At 43.4% G+C, this 19691-nt stretch carries 14 protein-coding genes and 1 riboswitch; of the genes, 9 read left to right on the top strand and 5 right to left on the bottom strand.

Annotation, left to right across the window (positions count from 1 at the left end; all coding sequences use genetic code 11):
• Positions 1-156: 156 nt before the first annotated feature.
• Positions 157-621: a hypothetical protein gene (locus FZD51_RS07090; RefSeq protein WP_148974104.1), complete on the bottom strand. Its 465-nt coding sequence runs from the start codon at positions 619-621 to the stop codon at positions 157-159.
• A gap of 178 nt (positions 622-799) precedes the next feature.
• On the opposite strand from FZD51_RS07090, the gene FZD51_RS07085 reads away from it, so the two are divergent.
• Entirely contained in the window at positions 800-1933 is a 1134-nt protein-coding gene (locus tag FZD51_RS07085; protein ID WP_101549256.1) for a M20 family metallopeptidase, read from the top strand.
• A 110-nt stretch (positions 1934-2043) separates the two neighbouring features.
• On the opposite strand, the gene FZD51_RS07080 is transcribed toward FZD51_RS07085, so the two are convergent.
• Complete coding sequence (locus tag FZD51_RS07080; protein ID WP_148974103.1) at positions 2044-2199, bottom strand: LytR family transcriptional regulator; 156 nt, start codon at positions 2197-2199, stop codon at positions 2044-2046.
• A gap of 184 nt (positions 2200-2383) precedes the next feature.
• Positions 2384-2469: riboswitch (cyclic di-GMP riboswitch) on the top strand.
• Positions 2470-2492: 23 nt separating this feature from the next.
• Between FZD51_RS07080 and FZD51_RS26545 the strand changes: the two genes are divergently transcribed.
• On the top strand, positions 2493-2627 hold the full coding sequence (locus FZD51_RS26545; protein WP_262380764.1) for a hypothetical protein: 135 nt from the start codon (positions 2493-2495) through the stop codon (positions 2625-2627).
• A gap of 46 nt (positions 2628-2673) precedes the next feature.
• On the opposite strand, the gene tagU is transcribed toward FZD51_RS26545, so the two are convergent.
• Positions 2674-3600 (bottom strand): polyisoprenyl-teichoic acid--peptidoglycan teichoic acid transferase TagU, encoded by a 927-nt coding sequence (tagU, locus tag FZD51_RS07075; RefSeq protein WP_148974102.1) that lies wholly within the window; start codon positions 3598-3600, stop codon positions 2674-2676.
• A gap of 253 nt (positions 3601-3853) precedes the next feature.
• Positions 3854-4651, bottom strand: a complete 798-nt coding sequence (locus FZD51_RS07070) for a hypothetical protein (RefSeq protein WP_148974101.1) — start codon at positions 4649-4651, stop codon at positions 3854-3856.
• 233 nt (positions 4652-4884) lie between these two features.
• Between FZD51_RS07070 and FZD51_RS07065 the strand changes: the two genes are divergently transcribed.
• From FZD51_RS07065 to FZD51_RS07055, 4 genes are all read left to right on the top strand, one after another.
• Positions 4885-6978 (top strand): S-layer homology domain-containing protein, encoded by a 2094-nt coding sequence (locus FZD51_RS07065; RefSeq protein WP_148974100.1) that lies wholly within the window; start codon positions 4885-4887, stop codon positions 6976-6978.
• Positions 6979-7127: 149 nt separating this feature from the next.
• On the top strand, positions 7128-7292 hold the full coding sequence (locus FZD51_RS26070; RefSeq protein WP_156917022.1) for a YwzD family small protein: 165 nt from the start codon (positions 7128-7130) through the stop codon (positions 7290-7292).
• Between the two features lie 208 nt (positions 7293-7500).
• Positions 7501-8769, top strand: a complete 1269-nt coding sequence (locus tag FZD51_RS07060) for an S-layer homology domain-containing protein (RefSeq protein WP_148974099.1) — start codon at positions 7501-7503, stop codon at positions 8767-8769.
• A gap of 176 nt (positions 8770-8945) precedes the next feature.
• Complete coding sequence (locus FZD51_RS07055) at positions 8946-10952, top strand: phosphodiester glycosidase family protein (RefSeq protein WP_148974098.1); 2007 nt, start codon at positions 8946-8948, stop codon at positions 10950-10952.
• Between the two features lie 108 nt (positions 10953-11060).
• Here the strand turns inward: FZD51_RS07055 and FZD51_RS26850 are convergent, their stop codons facing one another.
• On the bottom strand, positions 11061-12764 hold the full coding sequence (locus tag FZD51_RS26850; RefSeq protein WP_148974097.1) for an S-layer homology domain-containing protein: 1704 nt from the start codon (positions 12762-12764) through the stop codon (positions 11061-11063).
• Between the two features lie 165 nt (positions 12765-12929).
• On the opposite strand from FZD51_RS26850, the gene FZD51_RS07045 reads away from it, so the two are divergent.
• The 3 genes from FZD51_RS07045 (at position 12930) to FZD51_RS07035 (ending at position 19274) form a co-directional block, all read left to right on the top strand.
• The gene (locus FZD51_RS07045; RefSeq protein ID WP_148974096.1) at positions 12930-14375 is read left to right on the top strand and encodes an MBOAT family O-acyltransferase; all 1446 of its coding nucleotides are present in this window, start codon (positions 12930-12932) and stop codon (positions 14373-14375) included.
• Between the two features lie 12 nt (positions 14376-14387).
• Positions 14388-15470 carry a hypothetical protein gene (locus tag FZD51_RS07040; protein ID WP_148974095.1) on the top strand — a complete coding sequence of 361 codons (1083 nt, stop codon included), beginning with the start codon at positions 14388-14390 and terminating at the stop codon, positions 15468-15470.
• Positions 15471-15761: 291 nt separating this feature from the next.
• Entirely contained in the window at positions 15762-19274 is a 3513-nt protein-coding gene (locus FZD51_RS07035) for a S8 family serine peptidase (protein ID WP_148974094.1), read from the top strand.
• The last annotated feature ends 417 nt before the right edge of the window (positions 19275-19691 follow it).

Genomic DNA, 19691 nt, shown 5'->3' with positions numbered 1-19691 from the left:
TTTCGTTTTTAGCACTTTTTTATTTTAAAAATGATATTTTTTATAATAAATTCGTATAAAAATCATGGGAAATAAGAAAAAATGAATAAAAATGTCAATTTATCAGAAAATGAAGAAAACCTTCCTTAGAATAAGAAAGGTTGAGCAGGAGAATTCTTATTTCTGCTTATAATCCCAAAGGATCCGCCAGCCATCCTCCATTTCAGCCGCAAACACATCCTGCACTAAATTGAAATTTCCGTACTTCCCTTTGTAAGTCTGGGTTACCGTGACCTTATAAACCTTCGGAAAGGTTTCCCCGCCATCACCCATCCTCCAGTTCTCAAGCTTTTCGGCTTTGCCAAGTTCATAGGAAAAGGTATTGACCCCGAAATGGTTCAAAAAGACGTGGGCCCGGTCCTGGATATAGGGGCCTTTGTCAAACTTCTTTTTCATGTCCGGATGGAAAAGCTCCCAGGAAGCCGAAAAATCGCCTTTTTGCTCGTATGTATAAAACTCATCCACCGTGCTGATGGCCCGCTTTTCTGCGGAAGGCAGGACGAGCCGGATAAGGAAAAAGAGGGCCGCACAGGCAATGAGAATCACGATGAGCTTAATGGGGAATTTGCTTCTTTTTTTCATTTCGCCCGCCTCCTTTTAGACAAGTTATAAAAAGATATTCGCCAGAAAGGAAAAATATCACCGGACAAATTTATCTTGATAACATTCTCCAATTGTGAAACATAAACAAAATAGTAAGGTATAATCGATACATAACAATAGTGCTTAATTGGGGCTCATTTTTATGGAGGGGTAAAAAGTGGAGGTTTTTATACGAAGCAGGCAAGGGGAAATGCTGGAGCTGATCGAGAGGCTCGTCAATATCGACAGCGGTTCCCACAATAAAGAGGGGGTAGATAGAGTAGGCTCTATCCTGAAGGAAGAGTACGAAAGGCTCGGCTTCCTGGTACAAGTCGATGAACAGGAGAAGTATGGCAATAATCTGATCATCAGGCACAAAAATGCCATTGATCCGAAGATCATCCTTGTTGCCCATATGGATACGGTATTTCCTGACGGGACCGCAGCCAAAAGGCCGTTCCGGATCGAGGGGAACAGGGCGCTGGGACCAGGGGTTGCGGATATGAAATCCAGCCAGGCTGAGCTTTTATATGCTTTGAAGGCATTGATAGCGAGCGGGACAAAGGGATATGAAAATGTCCTGATCGTGCTGAACACAGATGAAGAAATCGGCTCGCCGGCATCCAAGAAGCTGATCATCGGGCAGGCGGCAGGCAAGGAATATGCCCTGATCATGGAGCCGGCCAGGAAAGACGGGTCGCTCGTTTCCTCACGGAGGGGAGGCGGCCGTTACAAGGTGATCGTCAAAGGGCGCGCTGCCCACTCGGGGATTGAGCCGGAAAAGGGGCGCAGCGCGATCGAGGAGCTGGCCCACAAGATCATCCAGCTTCATGAGCTGAACGATCATGAAAAAGGCATCAGCGTCAATGTCGGGCTGATCGAAGGCGGCTCGGCAGTCAATACAGTATCACCAAGCGCGGTCGCCCATGTGGACATCCGCATCACCGACATGGAGCAGGCAAGATTCCTCCAGGAAAAAATCGAGGAAATCTGCTCCCACACCGATGTTCCTGGCACGAGGGTGGAGGTCAAGGGCAGGATCAGCCGCCCGCCGATGGAGAAGAATGAGCAGAACGAATCGCTCCTGCATGTCATCCAGGAGGTCGGCAAGGAAATGGGCCTAGAGGTTTCAGATACAGCGACAGGCGGCGGCTCGGACGCCAGCTTCACCTCTGCCAATGGCGTTGCGACAGTGGATGGGCTCGGACCTGTCGGCGGCAATGCCCACAGCGAAAATGAATATGTAGAAATTCCGACGCTTGCGGAAAGGACGCTGCTTCTGGCGAAGACGATCCAGCGGCTGTCGGAGTAAAAAGGAAGACAGCCATGAACAGACTTTCCCCAGTATCGCCTGGCGGATGTTAGCAGTCCTGTTATGGCTGTCTTTGCTGTTTTTCATAATGCCTGCAGAATCTGCAAGCATCATGATTTATCCGTCTGCAGCTTTTTTCTTCTCTCAGCCAGCTGCTGGTTAAGTTTCTTTTCTATAAGATCAAGCTGCTCAAGTGATTTAACATCCTGATTAATATATCGGATTGTCTTTTTTATTGATTTAGGTAATCTGTCAAAATCTTTCATGTAAATAGCACCTCATAGGAATCATACAGGATTCACGTATTTTATCAAGAAACAAAATACAAACTATAACTGAAAAAAATAGGTATAAAGACCTGACAAAATTCTTTCGGATAACTGGAATTGCCATGAAATTTTGTTTATGATATAAAAGTCCTGTTTAATATAAGGCAGAAAGTTCCGATATAAATACCAAAGGCAAAATCATTGAAAAATGATGACGCAAAGCTAAAGGGGCCTCTATTCAGTTGATAAGGCCAGCCAGCTGCCATCACTTGTAAAGGAGATGTCAAACATTGAAAAGAAATTGGTCCACACCGGAAGAAATTAAGAGGAAGAAACTGCTGAAAAAGCGATTGCTCTACATCTCAATCCCGGTAATAACCGTACTGGCCAGTGCAGCTGTAACGATACTTGCCAACCAAATTTAACTAGACAAAAAGGGCCGCTCTTTTTTAGAGAGCGGCCCTTTTTCAATTATAAGCTTAAATGATTCTTCATTTCTGATTGGATTCTGGATTTTTCTTCGTCTGAAACAATTAGATACCAGATATTATTGATTCTTTCGCCGGAACCTTCAATGGAAATTTGCTCTATATCTCTAGCAGCATCCTTGTAATGCTTCTGGATGTCGACCATTTCACCAAAAGCAAGATTTGTTTTTACATTCTTACCCAGTGCTGAAAAGATTTCATCATAATTAGCTAACGAAGAAACACTTACTCCCTTTTTTAACACTGCCTGGATAATCATCCTTTGGCGCAGCTGGCGGCCAAAGTCTCCTCTTGGATCTTCATAGCGCATTCTCGAGAAAGCAAGCGCCTTTTTTCCATCCATTGTTACCTTTCCTTCAGGGAAATGGTATCCGCCATAACTAAAATCCAAGTCATTGTCAACGGTAATGCCGCCCACAGAGTCTACAATGTCGCGGAAGCCTTCCATATTGATTTGTATATAATAATCAATCGGGATGTCGAGGAAGTTTTCAACACTGTCCATTGCCATGGGAACCCCGCCAAATGCATAGGCATGGTTAATTTTATCAGTTGTTCCGTGCCCGACAATTTCAGTTCTGGTATCCCGGGGAATGCTCAGCATCTTGACCGAGTTTTTTTCTGGATTTACTGTCAGGACAATCATCGTATCTGACCGGCCCTTATCACCGTCACGTTCATCTACACCGAGCATGAGAACTGAAAAGGGATCCCTCTTTTGGAGAGTGACCGTCTCCTGGCGCTTTTCTGATTTAACCCGTTCTATTGGCTGATGCATGGTTTCTACAGCAGAAGTCAGTGAATGGTATACAGAATATACATAGACGCCAACAGCAGCCGCCAGGATAACAGCAGAGACCGCCGTAATCTTTAGCCACTTTCTTTTCTTGTGCTTTTGAGTTGGTTTCATTTCATTTTCCTTTCAGCCGAGTCTATTGAGCAGTGTAAACACACTGTATTAAACGATATCATACCATTATAAGGGACTAATCTGTATGGCAGTTTATTCCCAGCTCTTTCTTATATTGTTATGCTGGAGAGTATTTGTAAATGTGCCCAATTACCCAAATGGAAGAGAGAAAAAGCCAAAAATGGTAAAAAGTTATTTTCTATCCACTTTCCCCAATAAAAAAAGGACAAACCTATGAGGTTTGTCCCTGTTGTTAAAGTGCACTTTTGGCTTTATCAAGTAAAGCATTCTCTCTTGTTTTTTTAGCATTCTCATACTTAGTTCTAAAGGTTTCCGCATGAGAAGAACTGAATCCGTTCTTTTTCAAATCCTGCTCCAATGCCGCATAAACATAATGGAAGGCTCCATCGGTGCTGCTTTCCAAGGCACGGCCGGCCTCGCTGTATTTCCGGTAGAAATAAGTGACAGAAATGGATTCGTCCTTTTCCCTCTTGGAGTGATACTCATTAACCGCCTGTGAAACCAATGAATTTAGTCGGTCATTTGCCTGACTTTCAAGCGACTCAAAAGTCGGCTGGTATTTTTGCTTAATGCTGGCAACAGTTACCGGAACCGCTTTTTTAGCTTCCGTTTTGGTGCCGGCATTTTTATTTCCGGCAGCCGCAGCAGATTGGGATGTCGAGGCAGTTTGCTTAGATCCATTTCTCACCGCTGAAGCCTGTTTCCCCGCTGTTCCGCTATTGGAGGAATTCTCAGCTGCATCAGGATTGGAGGATGTATCACCTGCTGTCCCGCCATCACTGCTTTCACTCGAATCAGCAGTTGACCCGTTCCCGGCACTTCCGCTATCTTCACCGGGGAGGACGATATCGTACTCCTGTTCAACAATCTCTTCCACTTTTGCATCTGCTACATCATACGTTTTTATCTTAAGGAAATAATAAGCTGTCCCGGCCCCGCCAATCAGCAGGACTAGAAAAGAAATGAATATATATTTCCAAACTTTGCTTCTGCTCTTTTTCTTTCTCTTTCGCTTTCTCTTGCCGTCCATAAACGAAAAATTTCCCCTTTCAGATCCAAATAATAAAATTCTACCATATAAAAAAGGAAAAAAAAGAAGAATTTTGTAAAAATATAAGTCTTTCACACGAATATATAGATAAAAATAACCAGAACCATTGAATAAGTTAAAATGATAAAGTATGATAGTACTAGATTTTCCGCTCCTGCAAAATATATACATATTTTACATAGGAAGTAAAAGAATACGAGGTGCAGTACTTTATGAAGAAATATCCGTTCAGCAATAAGACTGTCAAAGCCATCCTGGCTGCGACCATCGCTTTTTCACCTGTAGTTACAACAGGTATTTTCACAGCGTCTGAAAAAGTTGAGGCTGCCGAAGTGACATCTAATGAAGCATTAAACAGAATGACGCTGATTTACAGCAAGTTCTCAACTGAAGAAAAGGCCGTTTTTAATAAGGCGGCTATCGGTCTTAACTCTTTTGGTACTGCAGACTGGACAGCCGTTTTGACTGCAGATATTGCCAATAAAATCAATGAAGAGCTGAAAAACCTAAGCGATCCCGCATTAAAAAGTGTAAAGGCTGAGGATATTGCAAAAAAGTTGTCCCTGCTTGTCTATGGTGCTAACTCTGCAAATCTTGTAACACAGTTAAATCAGTTTAAGGCCTCTAATGAAGGTCGTGCATTTGAAGCGGTTGTGGGACCTGGCTCAATTGATACTGTTCTTGAATTCCTTGTTGACGCCGAGAAAAAGCTATGGGAGAAAGAACTCAGTGTACTAATAGAAGCACTCAGTAAGGGTTCAATCGAGGGAATTACTGCAGAAATTAGAGATGAACTGCTAGCTGTTCCGGCGTACAGAAATCTCAATGCAAATCTTGCTTCCAAGATGGGTACAAGCCTTGAAGGAATCTTCGAAATTAAAGATAGAATCAACAATAAACTTGTTTCAAATGGGGTTATTACTTCAACGGAATTAACTGTTTTAAGAGATGCGTTTATAAATGCAGCTTTTAAAGCTGGTAGTCCAACTCCAAATCCAGGACCAGGACCAGGTCCAATACCACCGACACCGAACCCACCAGCTAGTCCTGGCCAAAACGACGTAACCCTCCCAGCTGATTCGTCTGTCATTGAAAAGGTGACGAACTCTTCAGGTGTGGCAGAGGTTGTGACAAAGGTTGTACCTGAGAAGGTGCAGGAAATCGTGGCTGCCATTACTTCTGAAAAGAGCGTCGTGCCGATCACGCTTGAAAGCGCTGGTGCAGGAGAGGATGTTAAAGCAGAGGTTCCTGCTTCCCTTTTTGCAGAGGCATTGAAAAAGAACTCAAAAGCGGTTGTTTCTGTCCGTACAGAGGAAGCTTCATATAATCTGCCGGTATCAGAAATCAATATCAGCGCCCTTGCGAAAAAGCTTGGTGTCAGCGAGAGCAGCTTAAGCCTTACAGTAGCTGTCAACGTGGTAGACTCAAGCAAAGTAAGCGGTACAGTTACAAAGAACAGCCTGAAGCTTGCATCAAATGTTATCGAGTTTACTGTGCAGGCTGTATCGGGCAGCAAAACTGAAACGATTTCTGTCTTCGGTTCTTATGTAGAAAGAAACATTGTTGGAAGCAAGACGTTTAATGCTGAAAAGTCTGTTGCAGTTAAGTTGAATGACAATGGAACATTCTCAGCTGTCCCAACACTGTTTGACGGCAAAACTGCAACAGTGAAGTCATTGACGAACTCTAAATATACAATTGTGGAAAACGATGTTACATTCCCTGATGTTAATAATAAGAGCTGGGCAGAGGAGTATATTGAAACCCTTGCTTCGAAATACATCATTAAAGGGAAAGAAACAGGTAAGTATGATCCGGCCGAGCATATGACACGAGCGCAATTTGCCGTTCTCCTGGTCCGTGCATTGGGTCTTCCGGGACAAGCATATGATCATACCTTCAAGGATGTAAGCGGAAAAGAGTGGTTCAACAAAGAAGGCGAATTGATGGCGGCAGTTAAATATGGCGTTATTCAAGGCATCGGCGACGGCACTTTTGCTCCTAATGAAAAAATCACACGTGCCCAGGCGGCAGCCATGATTGAGCGTGCCATGAACATCAAATTCTTGAACTATGATAAATCTCAGCTTGATAAGTCGAAAAAGCTGTCTGACTTTAAAGATGCGAAGAAAGTCGGCGGTTGGGCTCAAAAAGGTGTAGAAGCCGTTTACCAGGCTGGCATCGTTTCAGGTAAGTTGGATGGAAACTATGATCCTAACGGATATACCCAGCGTGACCAAATGGCTAAGATTCTGGCTAACTTCCTGATCTCTGCCAATCTGATGAACGATACAATCAATAAATAATCACTGGAGACGCTGGAAGGAATCTTAACTTTCCAGCGTCTTTTTATACAAGTAATCTATTTTATATACACTTGTAATCTGTTTGTTGTTTACACTGCCGCGCTGTTCCTTTATAGTAATAGATATTACGAATTGGAAGGTATATGGAAATGTCTGAAAAACAAAAATACTTCTTTGATATATTGAAAGAGGCGCATAAGAGCGGGACAAGCGACAGCCAGCTATCAACAGAAGAATTTATCAAGGATCTCCAAAAAAAACTAATTGAAATTTTTCCGCTGGATTCTGGAAACAGAAGTGATACCTCCAGCTAAGCTTAGACAGTTCAAGATTATACTGAACTGTCTTTTTTTTGCCATAATTAATTAATCCGAGAGAATAATGGAATAAATAACAGGTATTATTTACATGTATTACAAAATCTTTAAATTTGTTAAGATATCATTGCAAACCCTTTTATGCTTATATAAAGCACGAGGGCGCAATCATACTTAGTAGTTTCTAACAGGAGGAAACAAGAACATGGCAAACGCATTTCAAAAATTTGCTGCTGCAGGTACAACTGCTGCAATAGCCGTAGCAGCAGTTGCTCCGGCAGCTTCAGCATCAGAATTTCATAATTTTAAGGATGTCAGCTCTAATTATGATGAAGCAGTTACCTTTTTCTATTTAGCGGACATTATTAAGGGAAAGTCTGATACTGAGTTTGGTACAAATCTGAACCTTACAAGAGGCGATGCTGCGGTCATCATGGCTAATGCCCTTGATTTAGATACAAAAAATGCACCTGATGCAGGATTTACGGATCTAATCCCGAGGATTGAAGGCGCTGTCAACGCTTTAGCTGCTGAAGGCATCATTTCTGGAAAAGATAAAAAGACATTTGCTCCGAACGAACCGCTTTCAAGAGGAGCTATGGCGAAGATTCTTGTGCTAGGTTTTGGCTTGGAGGATTTTGCGGCTGACACTCCATTCACGGATGCTGTTGGTGTCTTCGGCCCTTATATTGAAGCCATTTACGGCGCTGAAATTACAAACGGGAAAACAAAAGATTCATTCGGAACCAACTTGAAGATTACCAGGGGCGAGTTCGTTAACTTGCTATATAAAACCTACGAAGCGGTATTTGAGAATATGTACATGCCGCTTGCTGAGGAAGTCACCGTAATTAATTCAACTTCATTTACTATAGCTTTGGATGAAGCAGCTCCTGAGGATTACAGTGCTAAAGATGTATATGGCCTTTTCTATGTAGATGTTGAGCTCGCCGGTGACTTTGTCATTGAGCTAAAGCCTTCTAAATTGATTTTATCGGCTGACCGCAAGACGTTAACAGTAGAACATAACGATTTGGCAGGGAAGCAGGGATGGCTGTATGTTGATGACGTGGAAACAGCATTTGATTTTGCGCCGCCATCAGCAGGGAAAGGTTCGGTCACACTCGAAGGGGTAACTGCTCCGGTAGCTTTTGATTTTAATGGGGGGACTGCTGCCTCAGTTGTTCTTCCTGCATCGAATGGTAATGCTAATCTCAATGCTATGGAAATGACAGTTGTCGACAGCATTTCTGCAACACAGGTTGAAGTAACACTGAAAAGCACAGATGTTGAGGCTGCAAAAGCAGGCGAAGGAGCCAACTGGGGAACATTGACTCTTACGGACGGCAAATGGAAGCTGATCGATCACCCAAAATATGATGTCATCCCAGCCGGAAATTATGTTCTGGAAGCTCCTTTTACAGATCAGTCTAACAACACAACAACTCTTACTTTAAATGTAAAAGTTCAGTAACAAGAAAGAAGCCGCTGCTGCGGCTTTTTTGTTGTAAAGACATTAACCCGCACCCAGCAAACCATAATATACCAAATGTTTTATTCCGAGTTCAATCGACAAAATCTATGAAAATATGGTAAAACTATATGGTAGATACATAAATTGGTACATTTTATAAATCAAGGGGGCAAATTGTGTTAAAGAAAAAGAAGTTGATTTCTGTTTGTTTGTCATTCGCGCTTGCTGTACAGGCTGGTTCCTTCCTGGCTCCGGGCATGGCTGCCTCGGCCGCAGAGGCTGAACAATTCCAGGTTTCACCTGGAGTGAAGTATAAGGAAAATCGTGAGGTTATTAATTCCTATAATCAATCTATTAAATTGCTTGAAGTAAATACGGCAGATCCGTATACAAAGCTTGATCTTTCCATACCTTTGCCGCTAAATACAATCTCAACTGTTTCTGCTCAGGCGAAGCTTAATCATAGAGAAGGAAATCGTGTGGTAGGTGCAGTTAATGGATCTTTTTTTGACATGAGCACAAAGTTGCCGATGTACCTGATTTCATACCGTAATAAAGTAATGAATACAGGGATCATCGCGACAGGCTCTGATCAGTATGTCAACAAGCCTGTGGCTTTTGGCATCAACAGTCAGGGAAAGCCGCAGATTGAGTCTTTCAATCTTTCGATGTCTGCTGTTCATAATAACCGTACAGTGAATATTACCAGCATGAATAAAATAAGGAATTATGATGACCTTATTTTGTTTACGCCGGAATACGCAAACGGCTATACGAATACAAACCAATATGGGATGGAAGTCGTCTTCTCCAATGCTTCTAAAAACAGGGACCTTGAGTTCGGTGATGTGATTACAGGCACAGTCAGCCAGATCCGCGCACACGGCGACATCACGAACACCAAAATCCCGGAAGACGGATTTGTTCTTTCTGCCCACGGTACGAGCCTGCCGGCGTTAAAAGAAATGAAGCCCGGGGATACCGTAGAGATTGCCATCAATATTGATGATAAATGGAAGAACTCTGAATATATGCTGGCGAGCGGCCCGCTTCTTGTCAATAATGGCAAGGTCGATCTGGGAATGGATCCTAACAGCACAAGGGCAAGGGAAAGGGCCCCCCGAACTGCTGTGGCCATAGATAAAACGATGAGTAAAGTATTCCTGGTGACTGTGGATGGAAGGCTGGCAGAAAGCAAGGGGATGAACCTTACTGAGTTCGCACAATATCTTGTGAAGCTGGGAGCCTATAAAGCTCTTAATTTGGATGGAGGCGGGAGTACAGCCATCATCGCCCGCAAAAACGGCAATGACTTGGCCACTCTGATGAATAAGCCGTCTGATGGCAGGGAAAGGGCTGTATCCACTTCCCTTCAGGCAATCAGCACTGCTCCTCTTTCAGAGCCAAAATACTTGAATGCGGCATTATCCGCTTCAGGGGAAATTGTGAAAGGATCATCTGTAGCTGTCAATATAACCAGTGTTCTTGACCAATTTTATAATCCGCTTCCGAAAGATCCTTCCAAATTGAAACTGAGCAGTACAATCGGGGAGGTCTCCGGGAATATAGTAAAAGCAACGAAAGCGGGAACCGGAGTGATAACAGCTTCTTATGGGAACGCAGTGAAGCAAATCCCGATCACTGTAGTGGAAGAGCTGGCCAAGTTCTCCGATGTCGGCTACAGTTCACCATACTTTGATTCTGTTGCTTTTCTGACAGATGGGAGAATCATTAATGGATATAATGATGGAACTTTCAGGCCGGGAGCATCATTAACAAGGCTGGATGCAGCGCTGCTGATAGCAAGGGCACTGAAGCTGAATACAGCTGATGCCCCTTACGCAGGGTTTGCGGATGTACCGAAGGAATACCGTTATGCCAAGGAAATCTCCGCTGTTGCGGCTGCCGGGGTCATAAAAGGGAAGGAAGGAAATCGCTTTGATCCGAATGCCAAACTGACCAGGGCGGAAATGGCCGTAATCCTGCAGCGGGCATTTAAGCTTACAGGCACTGCGCCTATTCTATTCTCTGATATGCCTCCTTCAAGCTTTGCTTATGAAGCGGTGGGCTCATTGATTTCCAACAAGGTGACTGAAGGTTTTGATGATAATACCTTCAGGCCTGGCGACACGGTTAACAGAGGACAGTATGCACTATTCCTGTACAGGATTTTAAGCAGATAAGCCGGTCGCTGATGCACTAAGCAGCTGACCCAGCTGAAATAGACGGCAGCAGCATAAAATAACTTAAAAAAGGAACACCTCCCAAATTAAATAGAGGTGTTCCTTTTTTTATTTCCTATAGGCGCGCGCCAGGAGACTTGCAAATTCCGCTCTTGTAATCGCGCTTCCGGGGGAGAATTGGCCGCTGCCATTTCCTTTTGTGATATCATTCTGTGCCAATGCTTGAATCGCCTCATAAAATCCATGGTCGGGCGGAACATCGCTGAACACGGGATCGGCAGGCGTGCAGTTTAATTTGTATCCCAGGGCAATAAGCTTGGCAAATTCTTGCCTGGACATTTCGTCATTTGGCCTGAAAGCTTCAGCGTCTGATAGAATGCCAGCCTGGACAAGCTTCATCACGGAACTGTGAGAAAAATGACTCGCAGGGAGGTCCTTAAAGGCTGCCTGGACCCCGACCGCTTCAGGGAGGTCAATTGACCTGTCCAGCATGACTGCCGCTTCCGCTCTTGAGATGCTGGCATTCGGCCTGAAGGAGCCGTTGCTTTCACCTTTTATTATTCCTTCTCTCTTCAGCATGCTGATATCATCCCTTGCCCAATGCTTATATATATCTGTAAACCACAGTTTTTCCATCGCCCGGGTCAGGAAGACGGAAAACTGCGCTCTTGTCACCTGGTCGTTAGGCTTAAAGGTGCCATTAGAATAGCCGGAAGTGATACCGTACTCATAAATCGTTTGTATATATGGCAGTGCCCAGCTTGCATCCGAAACATCAGTAAATTGCTTTGTTCCAGACAGCGGGAGCTTAAATGCCATTGTTAATATCTTGCTCATCTCTGCCCGGGTCAGGGCATTCGTGCCGGAAAAGGCTGCCCCGTCCTGGAGGATCCCTTCTTCTACAAGTGCTGCAACAGCTTTGTACTCTGTATTCGTAACTGAAAGATCTTTAAACGAAGGACTCTTCCTGTTCTCGAGAGGAAGATTGAGCACCCTTGCTGTCATGATGGCCTGCTGGCTGCGTGTAATGCTGTCATTTGGTTTGAACAATCCATTCTTATAGCCGTTTATGTATTCAAGCTCTGAAAATCTATTAATCTCTTTTTCTGCCCAATGTCCAATTGTATCAGCAAAAAAATGTTGGTTCTTAGGATAATAGCTGATCGCCTGTCTGCCCATCTGCACCCAGGAAGCTTCAAAGTTTTTACGGCTGACCGCCCGGTTTTTGGTTTTATAGAGCGGGTCATTGATATACACATACTGTGAGTCATAGCCTGTCACCAGAACACTGTGCTCTCTGTATGTAATGCTGACCTTCCCTGTGCTGGTGTTCCATGTCTGAAATTGTGAAGCCGGAAGCGCTCTGAAGCGTGAGTTGGTAATGACCCAGACTGTAGAACCCTTATCTATCATTTTATATATGTAAGAAGGAGCGAGCCCTGTTAAATTAACGATTCTTCCTGGCAGATAATCTTCTGCAAGCTCTGCTATAGGGCCGTTATATACGCCGTAGCCGGGAAGGGAATATGTATACATGTTTCCAACGAAGCCGTCGTATGGATTTCCGTGGAGCCCGTTCTGTTTAAATGGAACTTTTTTGATCTGCTTGGCCAATGTCATTTTATCCGCTTTAGCCCCGGCGTCCAGCAGCATCATGGCAAGGCTTGTCACCTCACAGCCCCTCGGAAGCTCCGGCAATTGTTTTATATGGGGGGCGTCCAGCAGCTTCTTGGCTGAAGCCTCTTCCTCCAGGAGGGCAAGAGTGAATATGAATCCTATCAATACCGAAAAAAACAGTTTTCTTAAATGCATTACAGCCTCCTTAAAATGTTTTAGCGCATTGATGAGAAAGCTTTTTAAACAGGCTTTATCAGCGAGCAGAGCAATCGTAGCATTTTTCGGCAAAGTATGACAACTGCCTTTATATCTAGTATAATTGACCAGTAAAACCTACAACTTAACAGAGGTGCAGGCAAATTGCTTTTCAATTCTTATGAATTCATTTTTTATTTTTTGCCAATTGCTTTTTTGGGATATTTTTTTCTTCACTATATGAAGCAAGGGACGGCGGCCAAGTTGTGGATTGTCGCAGCTTCCCTGTTTTTCTATGCCTGGTGGAACATAAGCTATCTGCCGCTGATTTTGATATCCATGCTGGTTAACTTTGCAATAGGGACCTGTCTTGGGGGAATGGAAGAGATTAAGAAAAGAAAGATTGTATTGACCCTGGGAATTGTATTCAATGCCGGCCTGCTCGGCTATTTTAAATACACAGACTTCTTCCTTTCCTCTCTCAATACATTTGCAGGAAATGCATTCCAGCTGCTTCATCTGGCTCTTCCGCTTGCCATAAGCTTTTTTACCTTTCAGCAGATCGCCTATCTGGTTGACAGCTACCGCTATGAAACGAAGGGCTATAAGCTGCATGAATATATGGTTTTTGTGAGCTTTTTCCCGCAGCTGATTGCCGGTCCGATTGTGCACCACAGTGAAATTATGTCAGAGTTCCATAAAGAGGGAAGCGGCCGCCTTCAGGCGAAGAATATAGCACTTGGCCTTTTTATTTTCGGGATTGGACTATTCAAAAAAGTCATGATTGCCGATTCTTTTTCAGTATGGGCCAATGATGGCTACAGCAGGATTGCCGAATTGAATTTTGCGGAGTCATGGATCGTCTCTTTATCTTATACGTTCCAGCTTTATTTTGACTTCAGCGGCTATTGCGATATGGCTGCGGGTGCTGCCCTGCTTTTCAATATCAGGCTCCCAATCAATTTCAATTCTCCGTATAAATCTCTAAATATCCAGGATTTTTGGCGGAGATGGCATATGACGCTGGGGCGTTTCCTGACGCACTATATCTACTTTCCGCTTGGCGGGAATAGAAAAGGGCCGTTCCGGACTTATATCAATATTATGATCATCTTTTTAGTGAGCGGTTTTTGGCATGGGGCAGGGTGGACGTTCATCTTTTGGGGATTCCTTCACGGGGCTGCCTCTGTGGTATACAGGTGGTGGAGCAGGAAGGGCTTCAAGATGCCGGCAATCATCGCCTGGTTTATCACCTTCAATTTTGTCAATATGGCCTGGGTATTTTTCCGGGCTGAAAGCTTTGCTCAGGCTGTCCTTATGCTGAAAATCATGTTTGGGTTCATCAATTTTGAGCTGCCGACAAGAGCAGCAGCAGTGCTCGAGCCGTTAACAGGGCTGAACCTTATGCCTGACAGGGCTATGTTTTACACGTTACCGAGCATCATTATGATTATATTGGCCTTATTCATTGTGACTTTAAGACATAATTCCTTTGAAATGATGCATAGATTCAAGCCTTCAGCGTACAATATGGTTTTTCTGGCCATCATTTCAATTGTGTCGATCCTTCAGCTCGGCAAAATCTCTGAATTCCTATATTTCAACTTTTAAGGAGCAGTGACAGTGGAAATGTCGTATAAGCGATTTATAACAGGTTTCTCTCTTATATTTATTGTCCTGGCTGTCATTCTGATGGGACTGGTGTATGTATCAGATCCTTATGTCTACTACCACAAAGAAGGCATCTATAAACGTACATTCATTAAAAATTTTAATATGAGATACCAAATGGCAGGGATGATCCGCAATCTCGATTATGATACTGTGTTTATCGGTACCTCAATGGCGCATAATTTCAAGGAGGAAAGCATCGACAGGAAGCTTGATGCTGCCTCCTTCAATGCTTCAATCTCGGGATCATCGGCTCTTGAACAAAGGAAAGCTGCGGAACTGGCCGTCAAGTCAAAGGATATAAAGAGGATCTATTGGGAAATAAATTATGACTCCCTGGCAGGAGAACCTGACAGGAAGGATGTTACTTTTCCTGAATACCTTTATGACAGAAATATTTTGAATGATCTGCCGTACCTGCTCAGCTATGATGCCTTAAAGAAAATTGACTATCAGTACCATAATCAAGAGGCAGTAAATATGGATGCAGATCCGCGGTCTTATTACAAATTTGGTGAAAAGAAACCTCCTCTGACGGTCAGCGGGATGAAAGAACAGCTTGAGGGCATCTCCGCTCCGCCGGCCGCTTCTCATAATAGAGAGAGTTATTTGGAAAGCTTCCGCGCCAACATGCTGTACATGGCTAAGAAGCATCCGGATATAGAATTCACCTTTTTTTATACACCATATCCAATCACACGGCATGTGGTTGTAGATGAAGGGAAGCCGGTTATTACAGCAGACAGGCTTCAGGTCAAGAAGGATATCTTTAAAGAACTTGATTCTTTAGGAAATGTGGAAGTTTATGATTTCCAGGATGAATCAGAGATAACCTTCAATGTGTCCAATTATATGGACAGATCGCATTACTTTCCCTATGTAAACGATTGGATGCTTGATGAAATGAGCAAAGGGAACAGCATTAAAACTATGGCAGTATACGACCAGAAAATCAGCAATATGAGAGAGCAGATCAAAAATTTCAAATATGCACAGCTGAAAGAAAATAGCAGTGAAACGGCTATGAATAAATAAGAAGGCATCCATTTTGGGTGCTTCTTTTTTTTAGGAAATACTATTAAGTGCAGAGCGGAACAAAGCAGCCCGGCGCTCACTATCCATTCTCTGATAACAAAATTTTTAAAATGAAACATTTTTCATTTCCATCCGTCTATATAGTAGGAATATATTGGTTTAGTATGTATATATTTACTATTGTGCAGTTTACTGCTGATGAAGCTTTTTATAAGAATCTTGTATTCCTGTTTTGCGCAGATTCAGGGTTGAGAGTTTAGAAGAAATCAGAAGCTATTAGGGGGAAGAGTTATGGGAGAATGGAAGAAAAGCTTTGCCTCGATTGGGCTGAGTGCAGGTTTGCTGGCGGGTGCAGTTATTGCTCCGGTTAACGTGCTTGCAGAATCTAACGGGGGCCAAAAGGTCAGCATCGCTTCAAGCTTGAAAGATCATCGACTGCTTAAGGACAAGCTGGAAGCCGGGGAAAAGCAGCTGGTCAGTGAAGATACGCTTATTATTAAATATAAGGGAACCATCTCAGCGGCAGAGCACAAGCGGATGGGTTCAATTGTGATAAAACAGATAGCTGATTTAAACTATTCAGTGGTCAAGGTTCAGGATAAAAAGAAGCTTCATGAAGTGATTGGCAAATATCAAAAAAACAGCAAGGTCCAGTCGGTCAGCCCTGCTGTTATGTACAAGCCTCTCGGGCTTCAGGATCCTAAGCTTGGGGAGTCTTATCATTTAACAATGCTTCAAGCAGAAAAAGCCCAGAAACTTGCCGGTAAAAATAAAGTAAAGGTAGCAGTCATTGACCAGGGTGTTGACAGCAGCCATCCTGATTTGAAGGGGCAGCTCCTGTCAAGCTATAATACGGTCAATCCAATGAATCCGGGAATGCCAGATTTTCACGGGACACATGTTGCTGGGATCATTGCCGGCAAAAAAGATAATGGAATAGGTGCATATGGGATAAATCCGAATGCCCAGATTCTGCCGATCGATGTGTTTGACAGGGGCTGGGGTGCTTCCGACTATGCAATTGCCCAGGGCATTATGCAGGCTGTCAAAAGTGGTGCCAAAGTGATCAACATGAGCCTTGGCGGCCCGATGAAGTCGCCAATCATTGAGGAGGCTGTGAAAAAAGCTCTCGCAAAAAATATTACCATTGTAGCGGCTGCCGGGAATACCGGTGATGATACCATCAGCTACCCTGCGGCTTATGAAGGGGTCATCAGCGTATCTGCCGTAGATAAGTACAAAAAAATAGGAGATTTTTCTTCCTATGGCCCATCGATTGATGTAGCTGCACCTGGGGCTGATGTATACAGCACCATCTACGAGCCGGAGAAGAAGTCAACCTTCAGAACGCTGAGCGGAACATCAATGGCCTCACCGATGGTAGCTGCAGCTGCGTCACTTCTTTTGTCCAAGCATCCAAATCTCACCCCGTCCCAGGTCGAATATATCCTGGAGCACACGGCCGATGATCTTGGAACAGCAGGCTACGATGTTAAGTTCGGAAGCGGTCTAATCAACCCGGTTAAGGCGCTTCAATTTGATATCAAGAAGGTTCCTTCCATTGTGAATAAAGCAAAAACGCCAAAAGAAGTACAGACGGCTGCAGAAACCGTAGACAGCAGCAAAAAAATTGTGAAAAAAGGGGCCTTAACCAAGCCTAATGAAGAAAAGTGGATCAAGTTCAATGTCAAAGAGGGAGAATACATCCAGGCTTCCCTGCTCGGTTCCAGCCAGTATGATTATAAAATGATGATCCATTTCTATTCTCCAAAAGGCGGAAAAGAAATAATAGATGTTAATAAAGTAAGAGAAAATAAAACGGAAGGAAAGCTGGTAAAAGCGCCTTTCACAGGAACTGTGGCAATTGGCGTAAAAGATGCAAATGGAAGCTATGATGATTCGGCTAAAAAGCTTTCGCAATACGAGCTGAGTGTGGAAAAGCTTACGGTCCTTCCGGAGGACGAGTCGACAGCGGCGAATCCATTAAAAGTGGATACTCTGCCTTATGACTCCAAGAAAAGCCTGACCTTCATAGGCGAAAACGGAGATGATGACTATTTAAGCTTCAAAGCTGAAGGGGAAGAGCAGCAGGTGATTAAAATTACGTCGACAGGTGTTGCCGGAATAGACTCAACCATCAGCGTGTATCCTCTTGACATGATCTTCCCCGGGGATATGGGGGAGATGAGCGAGGAGGAGAAGGAACAGTATATCTATGAACTCCTTGAAGGCGAGGAACCTGTTGAGCCTATGCATTATGTCAATTCGAAAGGGCGCGGTGAAGGCGAGGTCCTTACCTTTACAGCGGATCCTGGCATGGAGTATCTAATCAAAACTTCCAGCAAAAAAAGCAATTACTATGGAATATATGATTACTATATGAACTATGAGCTGTTCGAAGAGGATGATGAAATAGAATCTTCCATTTATCCGTATTCAGTGAAGATTGAAGGAAAAGTTCTTCCTCCGGATGAAGACGGCCTGCCATTCTATGATGAAGGAAGCACTGAAGAGAAAGTCGGATCTGCCAGCATCGGCTTGGGCACACTGGAACAGAAACGGAATATCTTCCGTGCAGCAGCGGAAGAGGATTCTTACGAAAATTATGTGGCAGCAATACAGGAGATGGCTCTGCCATATAAAATCGGGGGGACGGCTTCAGGATACCTGCAGACGTTCGAGGATGAAGACTGGTTTAAGCTCGAACCGTCAGAGACAGGCATTTACCAGTTTAGTATGCTGAACAGCACTGACATACCGATGCTTGAAATCTATCAGGTTGTGAAGGAAAAGGATGAAGAAGGAACAGAGCATACGTATCTGAATCAGATTGGATCAAATATCAGCTATAATATGTTCATTGATACAGATAAATCTCTGTATACCGGCTTGAAAAAAGGTGAAAATTATCTGGTTAAAGTGAATACAAATTACTATAGCAATCAGATTTCTTTTTCTCCATTCCAGTTCACTTCGAAGCTGATTGTAAAAAATCCTCAGGATAAGTATGAGGATAATGATAAGATGGAAAAGGTGAAAGATCTGCCTGGCATGACGGTCCAAGGCAACTTTGCGATGCCGGGTGACCAGGATGTATTCTATCTGCAATCCAAATCAGAACAAATCTATGGAATCACATTGGAAAAAGAAGAGGTGCCGGCAAGCCTGAAGAAATATCCGAAGGAACTGCTTGGCAGCTTCTATGGATTTGTTGCAGTCATTGAAGACAAGAATAAGAACCGAAAAGTGGATGAAGAAGAGTATAATTATATCCAATATATCGAAAAAGGCATTGATTATGGAAACACGTTTGGTTCTTTTAAAGCGGAAAAAGGCAAGAACTATATTCTGGCCCTCTCCAGCTTCACAGATTCTGCTGTTCCGTTAAGCCTTGTCCCGTATAAGCTGACATTGGCCTCGACAAATAAGAAGGATGAAGATGCAGGAAACAAGGTCTGGAACAATATTGCCTCTAAGCCGGTTAAACTGAAGCAAAAGGGCAATATGTGGGAGGCCAGCGGATTTTTGAATGCGGGCGTGCCAAATGGAGATGAAGACTGGTATGAGTTTACCCTCAAAAAGGACAGCAGCGGAAAAATCAAGCTGGAAACCGGAATAGAATCTGACGGAAAAATTGCTCTTTATCAGAATGGAAAGCTGGTATCATCTGCTGATTTTTATCCTGAGGGAGATGCAGAGGTACTAAGCGTGAACCTGAAAAAAGGAACCTATCAAATCAAAGTAAATGATTATTTCCGAGGGGCCACCATTAAGCCTTATAAGCTGAAAGTATATCTGAAATAAGTGATGGAAAGCGGCTTTGAAACAAAGCCGCTTTATTCTTTCCCGCATGAGGAGACGGACTTGAAAATCTTGTTAAATCCCAGTAATCATCAGCTGCGGCCCTATTTCATTTTTATGGTATAAGGACTAATATTTTCATATTTTAACTTGTATATGATAAGTTATATGTTAAAATAAATATGTAACAAACCTGTTTTGTAAACTACTATAAATGGTTGTGGCCGGGGATGAGTACCTATTTTAAATGGGTGCTCATTTTCTTTTATTTGAATATTTTTTAATACAAATGCGTGTGAAAAAAACCATAAGGTTAAGAGCTGCAGCCTGACATCTTCGGCCAGAATGCTGACCATCATCCCGTGGAGGATATAGCAATAAATGTGCTGATGGACATGCCATAGTCACCTCATTCTCTTC

It is taken from the genome of Bacillus infantis (assembly GCF_008180445.1).
Taxonomy (GTDB): domain Bacteria; phylum Bacillota; class Bacilli; order Bacillales; family Cytobacillaceae; genus Bacillus_AB; species Bacillus_AB infantis_B.
Note: the sequence above shows the minus strand (reverse complement) of the source record. Positions and strands in the feature narration are given on the sequence as shown.